A 20,062-nucleotide genomic window follows, 5' to 3' on the forward strand; every position below is an offset into this window, starting at 1 on the left:
TAGTTTAGCTGCGCAAAGATACCATTAGTTTACAGAAATAAAATACTTCTGCGCCTACGCAGTGTAAAGGCATGATTCAGAGCCTGTAAAAGTATAAAAAAGGTACAATGGCGGCGGCTTCGGGAGAGCAAAACGGGGAGGTATAAAATGAAAAAAGGCAGCGATAAAATCACTGCCATTAGTACAAAATAAAACTATGAAAAAAACTATCTGAAAGGTGTCGGCTCTGCGCCTTCCCTTAACATATCTTTAGATGCCTTGCCCTCTACTACTTTTGCCTTCAGCGTTAGCCTGAGGTTTGGCATAATTAAATCATTCGAAAGAACGGTTACTACCTCGTTTTGCTCCCCTAACATCGTCGCATTATACCTTAGTTCCAAAGTTGCCACCTCGCCAGGTTTTATTTCCGATTTGGAGGTGCGGTAGATCACGCAGTTGCAGGCACTTTTTACGCCCTGTATCACAAGTGGCTGACGGCCAGTATTTCTGATCAGGAATTTGGCTACAGCTTTTTGTCCTTTTTCAAGTTTTCCGAAGCTGTAGTTAGTGCTTCCGACTGCCAAACGCGGCGAAAGGGCCTTTCGTTCCGGTGTAAGCTCAGAATTTGACTCTTTTGGGCCAACCTCACCTTTTATGTACAAAACATGCTGCGGCCGTTCCGAATTGTTGGAGAGTACCGTGATGCTTTTATGGAACGGGCCCGGCCGGCCCGCTGAGTTGTATACAGCTGTAATCGTGCCAGTATCGCCCGGCATGATCGGTTTTTTTGTCCAGGTGGGGGTGGTGCAGCCGCAGGAGGCCTGTACACTTGGTATAACCACCGGCTCGTTTCCCTCGTTTCTCACTTTAAAAACGTGTGTGGCCTGCGTGCCCTCCGCTATGGTGCCGAAGTCATGGATTTCGGTTTCAAAAATCAGTTTCCCTTGTGCCTTAGCTGTATAGCACACAAATATAAAACACAACAGCGTTAATAGAAATAGCTTACTTCTCATAAAACAAGGGAACCAGGATTTTGCACCCAAATTCGGTTAATTTTCGTGCAAAACAAATATACATATTTCTTTTTTCAAACATATAGTTTCACCCGCGTGGAGGGTGCCCTGAAGCAGGCCCAAATTTGATTTTAGGGGAATCTTACGTACTTTTGATAGGAAAAAACGCAATTGGTTTAATCGAGACGACATGCAAACTGCTGAAGCATCTATAACTCAGAGATTAACTTCCGAAGAAATATTAAATGACTACCGCATTGCCTGGGAGAGCCGGCAGGCTAGCCTTACAGGGCGCAAGGAAGTGTTCATGGGTAAAGCCAAGTTCGGCATTTTCGGGGATGGTAAAGAGGTGGCGCAGCTGGCTATGGCGAAGTTCTTCCGGAACGGCGATTTCCGCTCCGGCTATTACCGCGACCAGACCTTTATGTTTGCCATTGGGGAGCTGACGCTGCAGCAGTACTTTGCCCAGCTATATGCCCACACCGATATAGAGGCTGAACCTTCGACCGCCGGCCGCGCCATGAACGGCCACTTTGGCACCCGCTCTCTGAATGAGGACGGCCAGTGGAAGAACCTGATGAAGCAAAAGAACTCTAGCTCCGATATTTCCCCGACTGCCGCTCAGATGCCGCGCCTCCTGGGCCTGGCCTACGCCTCCAAACTGTACCGCCAGAACCCGGCCCTGCAGGGGATGAGCAACTTTTCGGTGAACGGAAACGAGGTGGCCTTCGGGACGATCGGCAACGCCTCCACTTCCGAGGGGATGTTCTTTGAGGCCATTAATGCAGGCGGTGTGCTGCAGGTGCCTATGCTGGTGTCCGTTTGGGATGATGCATACGGCATATCGGTTCCTGCCGAATACCAGACCACTAAAGGCAGCATTTCTGAAATACTGGCCGGTTTCCAGCGCAACGCCGAAGGGGAGCAGGGCTATGAGCTATTTAAAGTAAAAGGCTGGGATTACGCCGCCCTTTGCGAAACGTATGAGGCGGCCGTGCGCGTGTGCCGCGAGCAGCATGTGCCGGTGCTGGTGCATGTAGAGGAACTCACGCAGCCGCAGGGGCATTCCACCTCGGGCTCGCACGAACGCTACAAGTCTAAGGAGCGCCTGGAGTGGGAAGCCGAATATGACTGCCTGAAGAAAATGCGGGAGTGGATACTGGAAAGCGAGATTGCCACCGTAGAGCAGCTCGAACAGCTGGAGGCAGCGGCAAAAGATGCCGTAAAAGTGGCCCGCAGCAATGCCTGGAGTGCGTTCGCCGACGATATCAAGGTAGACCATGAGGAGGCGCTGCGCCTACTGGATGGCCTGGCTGAGGCAAGTGAGCACATCACGGAAATTGCCACCATCACCGAGGAGCTGCGCAAAACCCTGAACCCGATCCGCAGTGATGCCGTTAGGGCCGTGCGCAAAGCCCTGCGCTATGTGCGAGACGAGAACAACCCAGCCAAGCGCGAGCTGGTGGGCTGGCTGGAGCAGACGCTGGGTGAGAATTCCGACCGCTACAACTCCTATTTATACAGCCAGTCTGAGGAAGCGGCGTTATTGGTAGAGGAAGTAAAGCCGGAGTTTGACGAGAACTCCCCGGTAGTGGACGGCCGCGAGGTGCTGCAGGCCTGCTTTGATGCTATACTTTCCCGTGACCCGCGCGTGTTCGCTATAGGCGAGGACGTAGGCTTTATCGGCGACGTGAACCAAGCCTTTGCCGGCCTGCAGGAAAAGTACGGCGAGCTGCGCGTAACAGATACCGGCATACGTGAGTGTACGATCATCGGGCAGGGGATAGGCGCCGCCCTGCGTGGCCTGCGCCCGATCACCGAAATCCAGTACCTGGATTATCTGCTGTATGCCATACAGATCCTGTCGGATGACGTGGCTCCGCTGCAATACCGCACCAAGGGAGGCCAAAAGGCACCGCTGATCGTGCGCACGCGTGGCCACCGCCTGGAAGGGATCTGGCACTCCGGGTCGCCTATCGGTATGATCCTGCACAGCATCCGGGGCATGCACGTGCTGGTGCCGCGCAACATGACGCAGGCGGCGGGTTTCTACAATACGCTATTAAAAACCGATGAGCCGGCGCTGGTTATTGAGTGCCTGAACGGGTATCGCCTGAAGGAGCGTATTCCGAACAACATCGGAGAGTTTACCGTGCCGCTTGGCAAGCCGGAGGTACTGAAGGAGGGTACCGACATCACCATCGTGACATATGGTTCCATGTGCCGCATTGTAATGGAGGCTGCCCGCCAACTGGAGGAATTCGGGATTTCGGCTGAGGTTGTGGACGTGCAGACGCTGCTGCCTTTCGACGTGGACCACATGATCGCCGACTCCATCCGCAAAACAAGCCGCGTGCTGTTCGCGGACGAAGACGTGCCGGGCGGAGCATCGGCCTACATGATGCAGCAGGTGGTGGACGAGCAGGGCGCCTGGCGTTGGCTCGATTCCAAGCCGCAGTGCCTGTCGGCCCAGGCCCACCGCCCGCCGTACGGCTCAGACGGTGACTACTTCTCTAAGCCGAACACAGAAGATGTATTCGAAACGGTTTACGAGATCCTGCACGAGGCGGACCCGAAAGCCTTCCCAAGCATTTACTAAGTAGCAAGTATAATCATACTTTAATAAGACAAATCCCCGGTAGCTCCTGCTAACCGGGGATTTGCTTTTAATGCATATTTTGGCTTAAACGTCACGATTATTCCTTTTTCTTCTTACTAATAAAACTGATTTCCCCGTCTCCTTCAATGTAAGCTGATTTGATGTCCTTTACATCTTCTATACCTTTTATCCGCAGATGGTCCACCAGTTCTTCCTCGGTGAGGAGTTCACGGCGCATGTTTCGCCGAAGCAGTTTGCCATCCTTTATAATCTGCAGCGCGGGCGCTGATACAAGCTTTTCTATAAAAGGTATGTGATAGCTGAGGAGGTTGATTGTATAGTTCCATGCCATGAGGGTAGCAATCACAATGAAGCCATCCGCAATAGAGGAGTAGCCTCCCAAAGAGTGTGTAGCAGCCTCTGCAATCAAAACCACAAAGAGCAGGTCCATCGTCGCCAATTCTCCTCCGGTTCTACGTGGCAAAAGGCGCATCAGGAGCAAAATTCCCAGGTATAGCACCGAGCCCCTTATGATAAGTTCTGAAACAGGGGATTCTATGTAAAACAGCTTTGTAAAATCTATCTTCAGCAGTTCCATGTCTTCTAGATGGTGTCAGGTTGAACAACATCTACAGTAGTCTCTCCAGTATGGTTGCGAAAGAACGTATGGCTGCTGGTGGTTGGGCTATAGTGCTTTTATGTAAACGAACTATTAAAGGGCGGCGCAGCCGTTGGGGTGAGGCGTGGCTGAGTCACGGGTTAGCAAGTATAAATCTTTAAATTGTTACCTTTCTTAGGTTAGTTACAGTCATTGTAACTCCCATTGCAAGTCCGCTTAAAGACAGTGCTGAACCAACAGCGATTAACTGCATGGCGCTATTGTTGAGGACTTCAAAGTCATTGAACTCCGATAAGACAGCAAGAAAAGCATAAAAACCAACCAAGGCCGCAAGTACACCTATGCCTGTTCCGATAATTCTGTTTTGAATGACCGCTTGCACGATAAGACCAATCAAAAGCCCGAAGGCGACATAGCTAAAATTCTGAATGGCAAATAAATCCATCAGTAGCCAAAAAGAGGCCAATCCAATGAAATAGATATAGGGCAATACTTTCCAGAGGTCTTTCCTTAGTTTCAATGAATTATTCATGTTTTGGATTTTATGCGTGAATTCACTCCTGTTTCTTGCTTACGGAAGTAGTCTCTCGGCGATTTGACTGATTAACCACAAGGTTAATAAAATACAGAGTTTATACTTTGCAGTTATAACAAGCCTAAAAGCAGGCATTCTCTGTAATCAATCTTCTAGGAAAGCAAGTTTTTCAGCTGTAAAGCATAAGCTTGGTAGCCAAATTTATGTCTAGCGATCATTATTAGTTTTTTCTAATTTATACTTAAGCCATACTTTCCTGATTCACTGATCTGTTCACCTGAACCTAGCGCTCGTACCGCCATCTACCACTACAGAGTGCCCTGTTAGATAATCAGCCTCTCCGGAAGCAAGCCAAAGTATAAGGGAAGCTACCTCAGCAGGGTTTCCAATACGGTTCCGGGGAATAACCTGCTCATACTTCTCGCGTACCTCCGGCAACTTGCTTTCATCTCCGCCGCACTGGCTTAGCAAGGCTTTCCGGAGTAAGGGCGTGTCAAAAGCACCTGGTACAATGGCGTTTACCGTAATATGGGAGGTTGCCAGCTCAAGGGCTGCGGATTTGGATAGGGCCAGCACACCAGCCTTGGTGGCGGCATACAAGGAGCCATACTCTACACCGCCGAGCCCGTTTACAGAGGATATATTAAGAATGCTGCATTTGGAGGAAGAATTGGATAGCATCAGCCGGATCTGGTGTTTCATGCACAGCCACAAACCCTTCAGATTAACTCCAAACGTGTAATCATATTCCTCCTCCGTGAACTCCTGTATCGGTTTGCCTATACCGGTTTCTGCAGCGGCGCTGTTAATGGCAATATCAATGATTTTGGACTGCGCTGTTAGCTGCTCAAAGGCCTTATTAATGGCTATAGGACTGTTCAGGTCAACGGAAAGCAAAGTTAACCGTTCGTAGGACTCAAACTCGCTTTTTATACTTTCCGGACTCCTCGACATGATGATCACGTGCGCCCCGGCAGCATGAAACGCCTTTGCAGTAGCCAGTCCTATACCTGAGCTGCCCCCGGTTATCAAAACCTCTTTTCCGGTGTAATCAAAAGAAACCATGGCTTTCGATGCTTTTATAACTTCTCAGTGGAAGCTGTATGTAATTGCAGTAGTAATTCCGAAGGAGGGGTGCACTTAATCCGCTATACTCAAGAAGGGTTCTATACTTGCTGCACCGGCTTACCTATCATTGTTTTTCAATAAGCAACGAAGATCTCTTTTATTACAATTTGCAGACAGCTTGTGGAGTAGCTGCCGTTGAAGTTACTGCCCCTGGTACAGGATCACATCATCGGTATAAATCACGTTGCTCTGGTGCAGGGCGCGGTCGTAGATGTATACTTCAAAGCGCACGGTGTCGCGGAAAGGGTAGCTCTCGGTGGTGAAACTGGTGATGGTGTAGCGGATCTCGCCCTCCAGGGCTTCGGCCTTGTCGTCGCTGGAGAGCCTGGGGAAGCGGCCGTTGAAGTTGACGAAGGTTGGCTCATAGGTATTGCCCCGCTTCACCTGCATATTCACGATAAAGTTGTCGAAGTATGGGGAGCCCGGCTCAAACGGGGGCTCAAAGTCTGGCCCGGTTTGGGAGCCACCTTCGCCACGGCTCAGTCCCAGGTCGCCGTCTCCATCCTGGTAGTCCACTGCAATGACCAGCGAATCAAAAACGATTTGATTCTTGGTATAAGTATACTGTTCTACCCTGTCAAACGTAATGGCAGGTATGTCGCTGTAGTTGGGCTCTTCGCGGCAACTGCTCAGGGCAATTACCAGTACCAGCAGCAGGGGGCTATACTTTAGCATGTATTTCATGTGGAGTATCAGAAAATGAAGCTAAATTTACTAAATCAAACGCAGGAAATATAGCAATTGTTGTATTCAATGGATTTTAAAACCCAGCACGCCAGCATACTGTGTCAGCAGGAGCCTTTCGACTTTAATTCTACGGCTTTGGCGCTGTTCCGTTTCCAGGCACAGCATAATCCCGTCTATGCCGATTATCTGCAGCACCTGCACGTTAACCCGGCGCAGGTACAGGCGCTGGAGCAGATTCCTTTTCTGCCGATAGAGTTCTTCAAAGAGCAGCAGGTGGTGACAGGAGAATTTAAACCCGAGGCTGTTTTCTACAGCAGCGGCACCACCAAGCAGGCCCGCAGCCGCCACCTCGTTTCCAGCCTTAGGCTTTACCACCAGGTGTCGGAGCGCATTTTTGAGCGTTTTTATGGTCCGCTGCAAGACTACGTGGTGCTGGCACAGCTGCCTTCTTATCTGGAGCAGGGCGGCTCCTCGCTCGTAGCCATGGTGGATCACTTTGTGAAGCAGACAGGGCAGCAGGAGGAAGGCTTTTACCTGCGCAACCATGCCCAGCTGCTGCAGGCGCTGCGGCAGGCCAGGGGCCGTGGTAAAAAAGTGCTGCTTATCGGCGTGTCTTACGCGCTGCTGGACCTGGGCGGGGAACTACGGGGACAGGAGGACTTTACCGGTGTAACCGTGATGGAAACGGGAGGTATGAAAGGGCGCCGCCGGGAGATGATACGCGAGGAGCTGCACGCGCAGCTGAAGCAGGAACTCGGCGTGCCAGCCATTCACTCCGAGTATGGCATGACGGAGCTGCTCTCGCAGGGCTACTCCCAGGGCGAGGGCATTTTCTGGCCCGGCTATACTATGCGCATCCTGCTCCGCGACCTGAACGACCCTTTCGATATGAGCAACAGCGCCCGCAGCAGCGGCGGCATTAACGTCATCGACCTGGCTAACGTGGATTCCTGCGCCTTTATCGAGACCAAAGACATCGGGCGCCTGCACCCGGATGGCAGCTTTGAGGTGCTGGGCCGCTTCGATAACTCCGATATCCGGGGCTGTAACCTGCTGGTGAGCTAACATCTCCAAAGTATAAACACCGTTTAACAAGCCCATGGGATACCTTGCCTTTATACTTTTTGTAGCCTTTATCAGCTTTGTGTTTTACCGCTGGGCCACCCGGCACAAGCGCCGCCGCATGCAAGTGCTGGCCTCGGAGTTTCCGGCGGAGTGGCGCAAGGTCCTGCAGGACCGCGTAGGCTTTTACCATACTTTGAAAACGGAGGAGGAAAGGCAGCGCTTCGAGAAAATGCTGCAACTGTTCCTGTCCGAAAAGCGCATCACAGGCATCGATGTGGAGATTGATGACACGACCAAAGTACTGGTCGCTTCCAGCGCCATCATCCCCATCTTCGGCTTCCGCGATTGGGAGTACCGCAACCTGGGCGAGGTGCTGGTGTTTCCGGGAAGTATACAGAAGTATAAAGATGAGAAAAGCGAGGCCGTAAGCGAAGTGCTGGGGCGCGTGAACCCGTTTCAGAACGACCATTACGTTACCCTCTCCAAACCTGCCCTGGAACAAGGCTTTAACGACATGGCTGACCGCAAGAACGTGGGCATACACGAGTTCGCCCATATGCTGGACCAGGCCGATGGTGAGATAGACGGAACGCCCGCCGCATACTTGCCCGAAGAACTGGTGCAGCCCTGGCAGGAACTGATGTACCGCAAGATCCGGAAAATAGAGCAGGGAAAGTCAGATATTGATAGCTACGGTGCCACCAGCGAGGCGGAGTTCTTTGCCGTGGTTACGGAATACTTTTTCGAAAAGCCGGACCAACTGGCCGAGAAACACCCCAGGCTTTACGAACTGCTCACGCAAATTTTTGACCAGAACCCCAAGCGCCGCTTCAGCCTTAACTTCCGGGAACTGCTGAACCCCTACGGCAAGCGCCTGGGCCGCAACGAGCCTTGCCCCTGTGGCAGCGGCAAGAAGTATAAACACTGCTGTATGTTGAAACGGAAGTAGTTGAAGAGGTCTTATAGTGCAGGTCCTCAATCTTGTATCCTGCCATGGAACTGGGGCTCTGACTTAACTGGCTTGAAAAGCCACACTTTATACATACTTATACTTGTCTGAATCAGGATTTTCAGGATTTAAAAGAGGGCCCCTACCCCCGGGATGAGCAGGATTTTATACTGCTTCTATACTTTTATATTTCCCAAATTTCTTTCCTTCCGCTGGCGCGGGCTTACAGCCCGTGTCTTTTTATTCGTTGGGATTTCAACCCGACTGGCCCACAGAGCCATACTTGCTTTGGCCATACGCTTCCGCTCTTTCGGATTTGCAACCCGGAAGTATAATAGCCGCGGATTTGTAATCCGCACGAGCCAACGTTAAGCTTTGCTTATACTTGCTGGCTTATACTTTCTTAGCCGCTGCTTCCTGCATTTTGACACAAGCTATACTTTGTAGCTGCTGCTGATCCTCCAGACTTACGAGTCTATAGTTTCAGTTCATACTTTGGCTCCCTCCAGGCCGGCAGGCCTCGTCCTGGGGGTAGGGGCCCTCGATAAGGGCATCGCGCTGTGTGCCTGAAGCTGCTCCTCGCTGCCGCTCCGGGCTGCTGAGCAAGCTCAGCACCGCAACATGCACAAGGCGCTCAACCCAAGGACTGGGATCAGATTCGATAGCCTTGGCTATTTGTCATCTCGACCTTTGGGAGAGATCTCTTTAGGATTCCCGATAGATCTCTCGCTCTGCTCGAGATGACAATTAAGTATAGCGGCAATTATAACTCCCTCCCCTGTTTTTAGGGGAGGGCTGGGGTGGGGTGAAATTCCCCTCCTTGAGGAGCCAGGGGTGGGTTTATACTTATAGGGACACGCGACCTGACCGCGCAACGGCAGAGGCTATAAAGCTTATACTTCAGCAGGAGCAATCACACCGCTCCCCTCCAGTTTTAGGGTAGAGGCCCTCAAGAAAAGGAGAGGACTGGTGTGGGGTGATGAGGGGCAGGGGAAAGACTCTGACGAGCCAGGGTGCCGAAGCTTGTACTTCAAGTAAGAAGGCTTCCCCCAAGTATACAGCTTCACGGGCAAGTATAAAAAAGCCCCGGCAACATGTTGCCGGGGCCTCTTCAACTAATCATTCTACTTCTTTAGCGCTACGCCACTACAGGCCTGGCATAAGCCTCCGCATCTTCCGCAGTAATTTCCGTTCCGCTCATGATCACGAGGCGCTCCACCACGTTACGCAACTCGCGCACATTGCCGCGCCAGTCAAGCCCCTTCAGGTACTCCAGCGCCTCGGGTGTAATGGTTTTGGGCTTGTTGCCGTAATCGTTTGCTATATCGTTGAGGAACTTCTGCACCAGATCCGGAATATCATCCCGGCGATCGTTCAGCGGCGGCACATGGATAAGTATAACACCCAGGCGGTGGTACAAGTCCTCGCGAAAGTTCTTTTGCTCGATCTCCTCCAGCAGGTTCTTATTCGTGGCCGCCACTACGCGTACATCCACCTGAATATCCTTGTCGCCGCCCACGCGGGTGATTTTGTGTTCCTGCAGCGCGCGCAGCACCTTGGCCTGCGCCGACAGGCTCATATCGCCCACCTCATCCAGGAACAGGGTGCCACCGTTGGCCTGTTCAAACTTCCCGATGCGCTGTTTCACCGCCGAGGTAAACGAGCCCTTCTCATGGCCGAACAGCTCACTCTCGATCAGCTCGCTCGGGATGGCGGCGCAGTTTACCTCCACCAGCGGTCCGCCGGAGCGGTTGCTGTGCTCATGGATGGCGCGCGCCACCAGCTCCTTGCCCGATCCGTTCGGGCCGGTTATCAGCACGCGGGCATCAGTCGGAGCTACTTTCTCAATGGCCTGCTTCACGCGGCCGAGGGCAGGGGAGGAGCCTACCATCTCGTATGTTTTGGAGATTTTCTTCTTCAGTATCTTCGTCTCCGTCACCAGGTTCGATTTATCCAGGGCGTTGCGCACGGTAACCAGCAGGCGGTTGAGGTCCGGTGGCTTCTGCAGAAAATCGTAGGCGCCTTTTTTGGTGGCTTCCACGGCAGTGTCAATGGTGCCATGGGCGGATATCATGATAAAGGGAGTGTCGGGCGTGATCTCCATTGCTTTCTCCAACACCTCGATGCCATCCATGCCGGGCATTTTAATGTCGCAGAGCACCACGTCATACTTGGATTTGCCAAGCAGTTGCAGGCCTCTCTCGCCGTCCTCGGCCTCATCCACGTTATAGTTCTCGAACTCTAGGATCTCCTTCAGGGTGCTCCGGATGGCCCTTTCGTCGTCGATGATCAGAATTTTGGGCATAGTTTTATGTTGGTTGTCTCGTTAAGTATAGCTAATTCGCGGCCCCTTGTCAAGGCGGTTGCTGCACTTTTACGCTAGTAGAGGCTAACTCGGTGAGCTATTGTGCGATTTATTATCGGCCAGGAGCTGTGACATGGGATACCCGCAGGTCCGGCTTTCGCAAAGTATACGCCAGCACTTATGCCCTGGCGGCTTTTAGACCGGCGCCCAGCACAAGCGCATCTTCCAGCATACCTAGCACAGGATCGGCAATAACGGTTTTATCGCGCAGCATTTTGCGCAGGTAAAAACTGGCATAGGTAGCTGCCACTGCAGCGGCCGCACCTACCAGGGCCCCTTTGGCCAGACTGTTGCGGTTGCCTTGAAAAACCGCGGCCCCTACCATTGCCCCGGATCCCGCCCGCATCAGCAAGGAAGATAAAACAATACGGTCGGGCGCTACGGGTAATTTATCGCCGAGCAGTTCTGTGGCAGCCAGGCCAGTTAGCGTGTAAGCCACACATTTATTTTGCAGGAATTCGAAAGGAGTGCCGTTTAACCTGCCATCATGCTTTTCCTGCAGGGCCCTGCTCAGGAGCGCCGGGGCTGATAAGCTTCTCATACCCGCCAAAGCACCCATGGCCAATGCTTTATAGAATACCGTTTTCATGCAGAGGTCTTTTTTGTTTCCCTACATGTACGGGGCAGCGGGGAAGCAGGCTATGTTGTGGCTCTCAGATTTTCAGAAGTATCGTTCACTCTTACCAAAAGGGTTACACGGGCCGTACATTGGGGTATAATTAATTTTAAACAAGCCTAGGGTAAACACAGTTTGATGCAATAGGCGTATAGGTATAGCTATAACGGAAGGAATATGAATTATTCATCTCAGTCTATATTAAAAATACTTAATTTCGCTATTCGTTACCTACACGTAGTGAGTACGCGTTTAATTCTGAATCAGAACTTTTAATGGGTTTAAAGGATAATAAGGTAGATACGGAAAGAAAGCGGAGGTATTTTGTGTCGCGCAGGGTAGACCGGATCTTCCTGGAGCTTTACAAAGTTTACGCCTTCCACGTCCGCTTTTTCAAAGAAGTCTTTGTGCCGCCTTACGAGTTTAGGGAAGTGGTGCGGCAGTGTTACGAGGTGGGAGTAAGATCGCTTCCGCTCATCTCGCTCACAGGTTTTATCATCGGTATCGTATTCACCAACCAGTCGCGGCCCTCGTTATCGGAGTTCGGGGCTACTTCGTGGCTGCCTTCGCTGGTATCCATCGCCATTGTGCGGGCGCTGGCACCGCTGGTAACGGCCATTATTGCCGCCGGCCGGGTGGGTTCGGCCATTGGAGCAGAGCTCGGGTCGATGCGCGTAACCGAGCAGATCGACGCCATGGAGGTATCCGCCACCAACCCGTTTAACTACCTGGTGGTGACGCGCGTGTTGGCTACCACCCTCATGGTGCCGGCTCTGATGATTTACACTGTTTTTGTTTCCCTGATGGGGGCCTACCTCAACGTAAACCAGAACGAGCTCACCAGCTTTACGACCTACATCACGCAGGTGTTTGAGGCAATTACGTTCCTTGATATCTTCTCCTCCATCATCAAGACCTTTATTTTCGGGTTCACGATCGGCATGGTGGGCTGCTACAAGGGATATTACTCCTCCAAGGGAACGGAGGGAGTGGGTAAAGCGGCCAACTCGTCGGTGGTAACGGCCATGTTCTTGGTATTTATTGAAGAACTGTTGTCCCTGCAGATCATCAACCTGTTCAGGGCTATGTAAGCAGAACGTATGAAGAAGATAAATCCTAACATAAACCGGGAGAACAAGGTAATCGAGATCAGCGGGCTGAGGAAAGCTTTCGATGATTTTGAAGTGCTGAAAGGCGTGGACCTGGACCTCTACCAGGGCGAGAACCTGGTGGTGCTGGGGCGCTCGGGCACCGGTAAGTCCGTGCTGATCAAGATCATCTCCGGGTTGCTGAACCCCGACGAGGGGATGGTAAGGGTGCTGGGCCAGGAGGTGAACACCTTAAAGCCCAAAGACCTGGATCAGCTGCGCCTCAAGGTCGGCTTCTCGTTCCAGAACAGTGCCTTGTATGACAGCATGACGGTGTATGAGAATCTGGAGTTTCCGCTCATACGCCATGCAAAAGACATGGGCAAGAGCGAGCGCGACAAGCGGATACAGTTCATACTCGACGGTGTGGGCCTGCTGCAGACCATCAACCAGATGCCCTCAGAGCTTTCCGGCGGTCAGCGCAAGCGCATCGGCATCGCGCGCACACTTATACTCAAGCCGGAGATAATGCTTTACGATGAGCCTACAGCCGGCCTGGACCCTATTACCTGCATAGAGATCAATGCGCTGATTAACGACGTGCAGGAGAGGTTCAATACCTCGGCCATCATTATTACCCACGACCTGACCTGCGCCCGATCCGTTGGCGACCGCATGGTGATGCTGCTAGAGGGGCAGTTCCAGCGGCAGGGTACGTTCGAGGAGGTGTTTAACACGGATGATGAGCGGGTTAAGATGTTTTACGATTACAACTTTGTATACTAACGTATGAATTCGGCAGAAAATAAGCGATCCATCATGGTCGGGATCTTTGTCCTGATTGCCATCGTGATCTTTGTGATAGGTATCCTGACGCTGGGCGGCCAGCAGAAAAGGTTTATCGAGAGCATCTCAGTAAGTACTTTCTTTGATGATGTGGAGGGCCTGAAGGTGGGCAACAATGTCTGGTTCTCGGGCGTGAAGATCGGTACGGTAAAGGAGATCAGGTTGTATGGCGAGTCGCAGGTGCAGGTGCTGATGAACCTCGAGCAGTCGGCGCAGAAGTACATCCGCCAGAACTCAAAGGCCCGTATCAGCTCCGAGAGTCTCATTGGCAACAAGATCATCGAGATCTTTGGCGGCACACCGGCCGCGGGGCCGGTACAGGACGGCGATGTGCTGGCATCCGAAGCGAACCTGAACACCGACGACATCATGAAGACGCTGCAGGAGAATAACAAGAACCTGGCAAATATTACCAGCAACTTCAGTGTGATCAGCGACAAGCTGGTGCGGGGCGAGGGCACTGTGGGCACGCTCCTTAACGACACTACGCTGGCAGAAGATTTTAAGAGTATGGTGGCCAGCCTGGAGAATACCTCCCAGAATGCCGTGCGCGCCTCCCGCGACCTGAGCCGCTTCACCAGCAAACTAAACACCCAAGGCAGCCTTGCAAACGAGCTACTGACGGATACCACTGTTTTTGGCAGGCTGGAGAGCGCAATGGCGGAGCTGGAAAAGGCCACGCAGTCGGCCACGCAGATGGCGCAGAACCTGGAGCAGGCCAGTGGCAAGTTTAACAACGATAACAGCGCCGTGGGGGTGCTGCTCAACGACCCGAAATTCGCCCGCCAATTGCAGAGTACGATGCAGAACCTGGAGACCAGCACCGAGAAACTGGATGCCAATATGGAGGCTCTGCAGAGCAATTTCCTGCTCAGAGGCTATTTCCGGAAGAAGGATAAAGAGCAGCGCAAAGCAGAAGAGGAGGCGCAGGAACAGCAAGCTGAGCAGGAGCAGCAGCAGCAAACCGAGCAGCAGCCTGTTAAAGAATAGAAATAGCACGTATAAAAGCCGGCATTTGCTGGCTTTTATACTTAAATACCAGAATAGACGAAACACTATTCAACTCTCTAACTCTCTAACTCTCTAACTCCCAAACTCTCTAACTCCCAAACTCCCTATGTCTCCCTACGAAGCTCAGGCCATGTATGAACTACAGCGGTGGCAGCACGAAATGCTGCGCGACCCAAGTATGTTTAATGCGCTTGCCCGCAGGGCGCAGGTGAAGCTCAACAGTTTCATACCGGAGAAGGTGCACCGGGCCATCACCACGGCCATGAAACAGATGATCCGGGGGGTACTGTTTGGGGCTGGGTACGTTTCGCAAAAACCCCTGGAGCAGGTGCCGCTGGAGGTGCGGGAGGGGCAGGTGCGGGGGCAGATAAAGTATTACCAGCAGGCCGCCGCGGCCGAGGGTGGCGTGACAGGGGCAGGCGGTATTCTGCTCGGTCTGGTAGATTTTCCGCTGTTGCTAGGGCTGAAGCTGAAGCTGCTCTATGATGTTGCCGCGCTGTATGGCTATGATATAAAGGACTACCGCGAACGTGTATACCTGCTGCACGTTTTTGAGTTGGCCTTTAGCTCGCAGGAGCACCGCCGGAATGTTTACCTGTACCTGGCCGACTGGGAATCGCAGAAGCTGCTGCTGCCCGAGGATATCAATGCCTTTGATTGGCGCAGCCTGCAGCAGGAGTACCGCGACTACATCGACCTGGCAAAAATGGCGCAGATGATTCCCATTATCGGGGCGCCGATCGGAGCAGTGGTAAACTACCGCCTTATTAGCAGGCTGGGCGAGACGGCCATGAATGCTTACCGCCTGCGCTGGAAGGAACAGGGGCTGTTGCAGCATTAGGGGTAATACTTATAGCAGAAGGGCCGGCAATCAATGCCGGCCCTTCCTGATTTTATACTTGCTGCACCAGTTAGTGCACATAAAGCTTAAACGTGAGCAAGCCACGATCCGTGTGCAGGTGGACCAGGTAAATGCCACTTTGAGATTTGCGCAGCTGTACCTGTAGCAGATCCGGCCGCGGCGTAGTTATACGTTGCTCCAGTACCAGTTGGCCCAGGCTGCTGTATACCTGCAGTTGCTGCACCTCAAAATCGGCCCGGTGCAGGTCTAGCTTAAAGCTGCCGCTGCTGGGGTTAGGGGAGATAACGACAGACTCAGGCAGGGTAAGATCTTCCACCACAAAATTAGCAGTGCTATAGGCTTTCCCGCCGTATCCTGTTATTTGTACCTTGCCGGTGGTGGCGCCGCGCGGTACCTTTACCTTATACCTGTCACCGGTGGCTTCCAGTACCAGCGCTTCCTGTCCGTTGAACGCGATCTTGTCCTGCAGCCCCATTATACCGAAGTGCTGACCGCTGATCTCCACCACCGTGCCCACGCTTCCCTGTGCCGGCTGCATGGCCGTGAACCTTGGCCCCGGAATCACCTCAAACTGAGCGAATGCTGGGCCACCAGGTGTCTCCACGATGAGAATGTTAGATTCGGCCTGCTCCGGCACCCGCACCACCAAGTGTTGCGGGCTTGCCTCCAGAACCTGGGCCTTCACTAACCCAAAAAGCACGTTGATCCGGGCCTTATCCGCTGTAAAGTTCTCGCCTGCGATGGTGAAGGTGCTCCCCACTATCCCGCGCTCTTCGCTCAGGCTGCTGATAACGGGCCTGTACCAGACAGTATAGGAGGAGGTGCTTTCTACATTACCCCCTTTGGTAAGGATGGTGAAGGCGCTTGTCGCGGCTCCGGCAGGTACCTTTACTGACACCAGGTTGCCAGTGTGGTGGACGATCTCGCAGTTGAGGTTGCCCAGTTTTACAGTTTCAATCAGCTCCGGTTGCAGGTGCTGCCCGTGCAGGTTTACGATATTGCCTACCATACCCTCTGCCGGGCTGAAGGAGCTGAGCACCGGCGGCTGGTATACTTCAAAGGTTTCTGTTGCCGTAACGCCTCCATCCGGAGTAATGACTTTCAGGGCACCCGTAGCCGCGCCTTCCGGCACCCGCACGCGCAGCTCAGAGTTGGTAGCACTGACAACGGACGCGGCTTTCCCGCTCAGGTATACTTTGTTGTCCGCCGCGATGCCTGCGAATCGATCCCCACGAATCGTTACTTCCGTACCATACTTGCCCGCAGCAGGTTCAAAAGCCGCGATGGCTGGTGTTGCCAGCACATCCTCCAGGTTTACCCGCACCGCCTCGTCCACCACCGGCGGCATGTCGTAGATGCGGTTGACGGTGACGTTGGTGCGCACAGGGGAGTTATAATCGAAGAAGATGTCGGCAAAGTTCTCCACGGTGGTTTTCTCCGGCAGGTCGGCCTTCGGCTTGATGCTGAACTGGATGTAGCCGTGGCTGCCTGGCTCGTTGGCGTTGCTGTCGGGCAGCATGATGTTGTCGAAGGTCCAGGTGAGCACGGGCAGGCCCTTGCCGCTTACTTCCAGGCGGTGGGTATGCGAGGCGGCCCCGACCTGCAGCGTGCTCAGGTCCAGATGCTCAGAGAGCGTGTCTACTACCACCACCCGGTAGGCCACGTCGGTGCCGGTGTTCTGGAAGCGGATCTTATACTTGAGCGCGGTGTTGGTGGGGGTATAGTTTTCTTCCGTTCTGCCCACCGGCGTCACCAGCTTGTCGTTCGGGTCGAAAGAGTCCGTAATCAGCACGCACTCTTCTGACACCTCAGCTTCCTCGTCATCTGTCGGCATCAGGTTCACCAGGCCGGAGCTCACGGTGGTTCCGGCGTTGGCATCGGTACAGGCCTCCACCGTTACGCTGGCTAGTTTGTTGTCGCCGTTGCCTTCCGGCTGGTCTGCCTCCAAGCGCCAGGTATAGCCCATGGTGGGCACCCAGAGCACCATGCTATCGCCGGCAGCCAGGCGGAACTGCTCTTTGGAGGCCAGCCTGCCATCGGCAAACTTGCGGAACAGCTCGTGCTGCTCCATGTCGGCCGTGCCAGAGTTCCTGATCACGAAACGAATCCTGCCCGACTCTGCGTCGCAGCGGCCCGTGATGGTAACAGTAGGAACCGGTTTGGCTGTCGCGTTATTTGAAGGCGTGATCCAGGTACGAGTGCAGACAGTGCGGCCGCGCACCGACTCGTCTCCGCAGGTTACGATGTCTTGTATGGTGATAGCGCCTTGCTGCCCTGCCGCCAGATCGCCCACGGCAAATTCATAGGTCCCATTGGGCAGGCGGGTATACGCTTTATCTGCGGAGAGCAGTTCCACCTCGGCCGGCAGTTGCACGTATACTTTGGCATCGGGTGCCGTGGCAAAACCGGAGTTTACATACCGCACAGTGGTGGTACTTTCGAAACAGCGCCGGCGGCGGGTAGAGGAAACGCTGACAGAGAGGTGGGGGGAGAGGGTGACTTGGTTGGCGAAGTTTACTGTAGCCACGGCATCTTCTGTTGCTGATAAGTCTACAGTATAGTTTCCTGTATCTGGGGGGCAGACTTGTCGAATATGTTTGCCATACTGCTCTGTTGTAATCTGGCTTACAGTATATGTTCCAGGCCTAACCTCTATATTGAACTGTCCATAGCTGTTGGTTCGCCCATAATAGGGGCCCGGCGTAGCCATTACCAGGACATTTTCTATGCCTGTGTCTCCTTCATCCTGTACACAATTCAAATTGCCGTCGGCGTAGATAGTGCCGGTTATGCGGCTGGGCGTTGAAGGTGCGTCATCGTTCTGGTACACCAGGATGTTGTCAAAATGGCTAAAACCCTTTAAGGCAAACCAAATAGTACTCCCGTCTTTGCTTACCTTCAAGTCATAATAGCCTGGATTTCCTTCAAGCCTGTATCTATTATGAATCAAGGCTATTAACTCTCCGGATTGGCTGTATTTCTTTATTACTACCTTGTCATTTACCCTGCCCGCTACATAAATAAAACCCAGCCCATCAATTGTTATTAAAGCAGAACCTGATTGATAATTTGTGCTAGGTGTAAAAGCTTCAAACTGTGCCACCAGAGCACCTGTTTGGTCATGCTTCTTTACCTGATGGTCCCGAACGAAATAGAAAAAGCCAAAGGTATCGAATCTAATATTCATTCCGGGATAGATAGCGTCTTGCAGGTCGAAGACGAAATCACTAATTAGATCTCCCGAAGGACTATACTTGAGGCAGCGCTTTTCTTTTATAAGGTACATGTTATCAGCGTGGTCGAACAGGATAGTGCTCGGGTAAAAGCGCCCACCCTCTGGAAGCGAGGACTGCTTCAATAAGCTGGTAACATACTTTCCCTGGGGCGAAAATTTATGGACTACTCCTTTTTCATCGTCTGCTAAGACATAAACGGCTCCCTGGCTGTCAAATGCAAAATCCCTGACCTTGTAGATGAAATAATCTAATTCACCGGTTCCCCCGAAGGTACGAATGTGGTTACCGTTGCTGTCAAAGAAGCTGATCTTGCCCTCTTCATGGGTGTAATAGTTTCCCGCACCATCGAACCGCATTGGATAATTAAGGGAAACACTACTCTTGTTGTCAGCCCCTGCGTTACCGAATGTAAGTACAAAATCGAAATCAGGTGAAAGTTTATGAATTTTGCCTTTCAGGCTCCATGAGGTAAACTCCATCACCCAAAGGTTGTTGTCAGGATCAGTAGCCAATCGCGTTTGTAAGCCGGAGAGTTTACCTTCTTCCGTTCCTTCGTCCAGATAGGTTGCCAGCGTGTCGCCATTGTAGCTATGCTTGGTGATGTATTGCCCATCGGGTATGGGTGCTGCCGTCAGGTAGAAATTGTTTGCAGCATCGAAGGCCACATCCTCTATAAACCCCCCAGAAATGAGCAGTTCTGGTGTGCCATCTTGTTTGACGCGCTTCATCCAGTGCACGCCCACAATGTTTAAGCTATTATTAGCATCGATCTTAACCTGGTAGGGTTCCATGTAATGACCTGGGGATGTTTCCAGGCTGTCGTATACTTGCAGTACGTTCCCCTGGCTATCGAACTTCTGGACACGGTAATTGTCCGGATCCGCCACGTAGATGTTGCCCTCGTTATCGATATCTAGGCCCCGAGGTAACTTGAATTGCCCTGGCGCATTACCTTCGCTGCCAAAGCACATCACCAGCTCGCCTTCTGTGGTATACTTGCATACTTTACCTCCCCTCCTGGACACAAAGAAATGCCCCTGTTTATCTGTAGCAATACCAAAGCCGGCAAAGGTATCATCATCCAGGAAAAGCTCCTTCAGGAGTTCGCCTTCCGGGCTAAATACCTTTACGTTGGAATGGTCTAAGACATATAGCTTTCGGTCTGGGCCAATATCAAAATCCAAGGGGTTCTGTAAAGTAAGCCCCTTTAGCTTGGTTCTGGTATATTCTTGTTGCAGGTTTGCCTGAGCCCGGCTGGAAGGGGTAAAAATAAAAGTGAGCAGAATCAGGAGTAAAGCTGTTCTCATAGGCTAAAAGTGAATCGTCAATCAAGTAAGTATAGAGTGTTCAGTTACAGGGCCTAAAGGTATACATTTTGACTTGAATATATAGCTCTTACAGGAGCTGTTATCGAAGCTAAAGGATACTTAAAAGCAGAAGCTGAAAGTATAGCGGCAAACAAAA

General features: G+C 52.4%; 15 protein-coding genes. 7 read left to right on the top strand and 8 right to left on the bottom strand.

All coding sequences use genetic code 11. The annotated features are described in order from the left end of the window. Window positions 1-206: 206 nt before the first annotated feature. Window positions 207-1,022, bottom strand: a complete 816-nt coding sequence (locus tag OH144_RS04600) for a DUF1573 domain-containing protein (RefSeq protein ID WP_266205123.1) — start codon at window positions 1,020-1,022, stop codon at window positions 207-209. A 160-nt stretch (window positions 1,023-1,182) separates the two neighbouring features. Between OH144_RS04600 and OH144_RS04605 the strand changes: the two genes are divergently transcribed. Further along, window positions 1,183-3,591: an alpha-ketoacid dehydrogenase subunit alpha/beta gene (locus tag OH144_RS04605; RefSeq protein ID WP_266205124.1), complete on the top strand. Its 2,409-nt coding sequence runs from the start codon at window positions 1,183-1,185 to the stop codon at window positions 3,589-3,591. Between the two features lie 97 nt (window positions 3,592-3,688). Here the strand turns inward: OH144_RS04605 and OH144_RS04610 are convergent, their stop codons facing one another. From OH144_RS04610 to OH144_RS04625, 4 genes are all read right to left on the bottom strand, one after another. Continuing rightward, on the bottom strand, window positions 3,689-4,189 hold the full coding sequence (locus tag OH144_RS04610) for a DUF421 domain-containing protein (protein WP_266205125.1): 501 nt from the start codon (window positions 4,187-4,189) through the stop codon (window positions 3,689-3,691). A gap of 178 nt (window positions 4,190-4,367) precedes the next feature. Next, entirely contained in the window at window positions 4,368-4,742 is a 375-nt protein-coding gene (locus tag OH144_RS04615; RefSeq protein ID WP_266205126.1) for a hypothetical protein, read from the bottom strand. A gap of 276 nt (window positions 4,743-5,018) precedes the next feature. Further along, a complete protein-coding gene (locus OH144_RS04620; protein ID WP_266205127.1) occupies window positions 5,019-5,810 on the bottom strand; it encodes an SDR family NAD(P)-dependent oxidoreductase in 792 nt (263 codons plus the stop codon). Between the two features lie 204 nt (window positions 5,811-6,014). Further along, window positions 6,015-6,557, bottom strand: coding sequence for a hypothetical protein (locus tag OH144_RS04625; protein WP_266205128.1), 543 nt, complete (start codon window positions 6,555-6,557; stop codon window positions 6,015-6,017). A 69-nt stretch (window positions 6,558-6,626) separates the two neighbouring features. On the opposite strand from OH144_RS04625, the gene OH144_RS04630 reads away from it, so the two are divergent. Both OH144_RS04630 and OH144_RS04635 read left to right on the top strand, forming a co-directional pair. Beyond that, entirely contained in the window at window positions 6,627-7,625 is a 999-nt protein-coding gene (locus tag OH144_RS04630; protein WP_266205129.1) for an acyl-CoA synthetase family protein, read from the top strand. Between the two features lie 34 nt (window positions 7,626-7,659). Next, complete coding sequence (locus OH144_RS04635) at window positions 7,660-8,574, top strand: zinc-dependent peptidase (RefSeq protein ID WP_266205130.1); 915 nt, start codon at window positions 7,660-7,662, stop codon at window positions 8,572-8,574. Between the two features lie 1,138 nt (window positions 8,575-9,712). On the opposite strand, the gene OH144_RS04640 is transcribed toward OH144_RS04635, so the two are convergent. Both OH144_RS04640 and OH144_RS04645 read right to left on the bottom strand, forming a co-directional pair. After that, entirely contained in the window at window positions 9,713-10,879 is a 1,167-nt protein-coding gene (locus OH144_RS04640; protein WP_266205131.1) for a sigma-54-dependent transcriptional regulator, read from the bottom strand. 178 nt (window positions 10,880-11,057) lie between these two features. Beyond that, complete coding sequence (locus OH144_RS04645; RefSeq protein WP_266205132.1) at window positions 11,058-11,528, bottom strand: DUF4126 family protein; 471 nt, start codon at window positions 11,526-11,528, stop codon at window positions 11,058-11,060. A 302-nt stretch (window positions 11,529-11,830) separates the two neighbouring features. Here OH144_RS04645 and OH144_RS04650 point away from each other — a divergent pair, with 302 nt between their 5' ends. From OH144_RS04650 to OH144_RS04665, 4 genes are all read left to right on the top strand, one after another. Further along, window positions 11,831-12,646 (top strand): MlaE family ABC transporter permease, encoded by an 816-nt coding sequence (locus OH144_RS04650; RefSeq protein ID WP_266205133.1) that lies wholly within the window; start codon window positions 11,831-11,833, stop codon window positions 12,644-12,646. 9 nt (window positions 12,647-12,655) lie between these two features. Beyond that, window positions 12,656-13,429: an ABC transporter ATP-binding protein gene (locus OH144_RS04655; protein WP_266205134.1), complete on the top strand. Its 774-nt coding sequence runs from the start codon at window positions 12,656-12,658 to the stop codon at window positions 13,427-13,429. 3 nt (window positions 13,430-13,432) lie between these two features. Continuing rightward, window positions 13,433-14,479, top strand: a complete 1,047-nt coding sequence (locus OH144_RS04660) for an MlaD family protein (RefSeq protein ID WP_266205135.1) — start codon at window positions 13,433-13,435, stop codon at window positions 14,477-14,479. Window positions 14,480-14,606: 127 nt separating this feature from the next. Further along, on the top strand, window positions 14,607-15,341 hold the full coding sequence (locus OH144_RS04665) for an EcsC family protein (RefSeq protein WP_266205136.1): 735 nt from the start codon (window positions 14,607-14,609) through the stop codon (window positions 15,339-15,341). Window positions 15,342-15,411: 70 nt separating this feature from the next. Here the strand turns inward: OH144_RS04665 and OH144_RS04670 are convergent, their stop codons facing one another. Further along, the gene (locus OH144_RS04670; RefSeq protein WP_266205137.1) at window positions 15,412-19,905 is read right to left on the bottom strand and encodes a DUF7619 domain-containing protein; all 4,494 of its coding nucleotides are present in this window, start codon (window positions 19,903-19,905) and stop codon (window positions 15,412-15,414) included. Window positions 19,906-20,062 lie beyond the last annotated feature (157 nt).

The sequence above is a fragment of the Pontibacter kalidii genome (genome assembly GCF_026278245.1).
In the GTDB taxonomy this organism is placed as follows: Bacteria; Bacteroidota; Bacteroidia; order Cytophagales; family Hymenobacteraceae; genus Pontibacter; species Pontibacter kalidii.

Coding starts and splice junctions, on each gene's coding strand:
- OH144_RS04645 (WP_266205132.1), bottom strand. CDS start 11,528: ATGAAAACGGTATTCTATAAAGCATTGGCCATGGGTGCTTTGGCGGGT.
- OH144_RS04635 (WP_266205130.1), top strand. CDS start 7,660: ATGGGATACCTTGCCTTTATACTTTTTGTAGCCTTTATCAGCTTTGTG.
- OH144_RS04625 (WP_266205128.1), bottom strand. CDS start 6,557: ATGAAATACATGCTAAAGTATAGCCCCCTGCTGCTGGTACTGGTAATT.
- OH144_RS04615 (WP_266205126.1), bottom strand. CDS start 4,742: ATGAATAATTCATTGAAACTAAGGAAAGACCTCTGGAAAGTATTGCCC.
- OH144_RS04650 (WP_266205133.1), top strand. CDS start 11,831: ATGGGTTTAAAGGATAATAAGGTAGATACGGAAAGAAAGCGGAGGTAT.
- OH144_RS04655 (WP_266205134.1), top strand. CDS start 12,656: ATGAAGAAGATAAATCCTAACATAAACCGGGAGAACAAGGTAATCGAG.
- OH144_RS04630 (WP_266205129.1), top strand. CDS start 6,627: ATGGATTTTAAAACCCAGCACGCCAGCATACTGTGTCAGCAGGAGCCT.
- OH144_RS04660 (WP_266205135.1), top strand. CDS start 13,433: ATGAATTCGGCAGAAAATAAGCGATCCATCATGGTCGGGATCTTTGTC.
- OH144_RS04670 (WP_266205137.1), bottom strand. CDS start 19,905: ATGAGAACAGCTTTACTCCTGATTCTGCTCACTTTTATTTTTACCCCT.
- OH144_RS04665 (WP_266205136.1), top strand. CDS start 14,607: ATGTCTCCCTACGAAGCTCAGGCCATGTATGAACTACAGCGGTGGCAG.
- OH144_RS04610 (WP_266205125.1), bottom strand. CDS start 4,189: ATGGAACTGCTGAAGATAGATTTTACAAAGCTGTTTTACATAGAATCC.
- OH144_RS04605 (WP_266205124.1), top strand. CDS start 1,183: ATGCAAACTGCTGAAGCATCTATAACTCAGAGATTAACTTCCGAAGAA.
- OH144_RS04620 (WP_266205127.1), bottom strand. CDS start 5,810: ATGGTTTCTTTTGATTACACCGGAAAAGAGGTTTTGATAACCGGGGGC.
- OH144_RS04640 (WP_266205131.1), bottom strand. CDS start 10,879: ATGCCCAAAATTCTGATCATCGACGACGAAAGGGCCATCCGGAGCACC.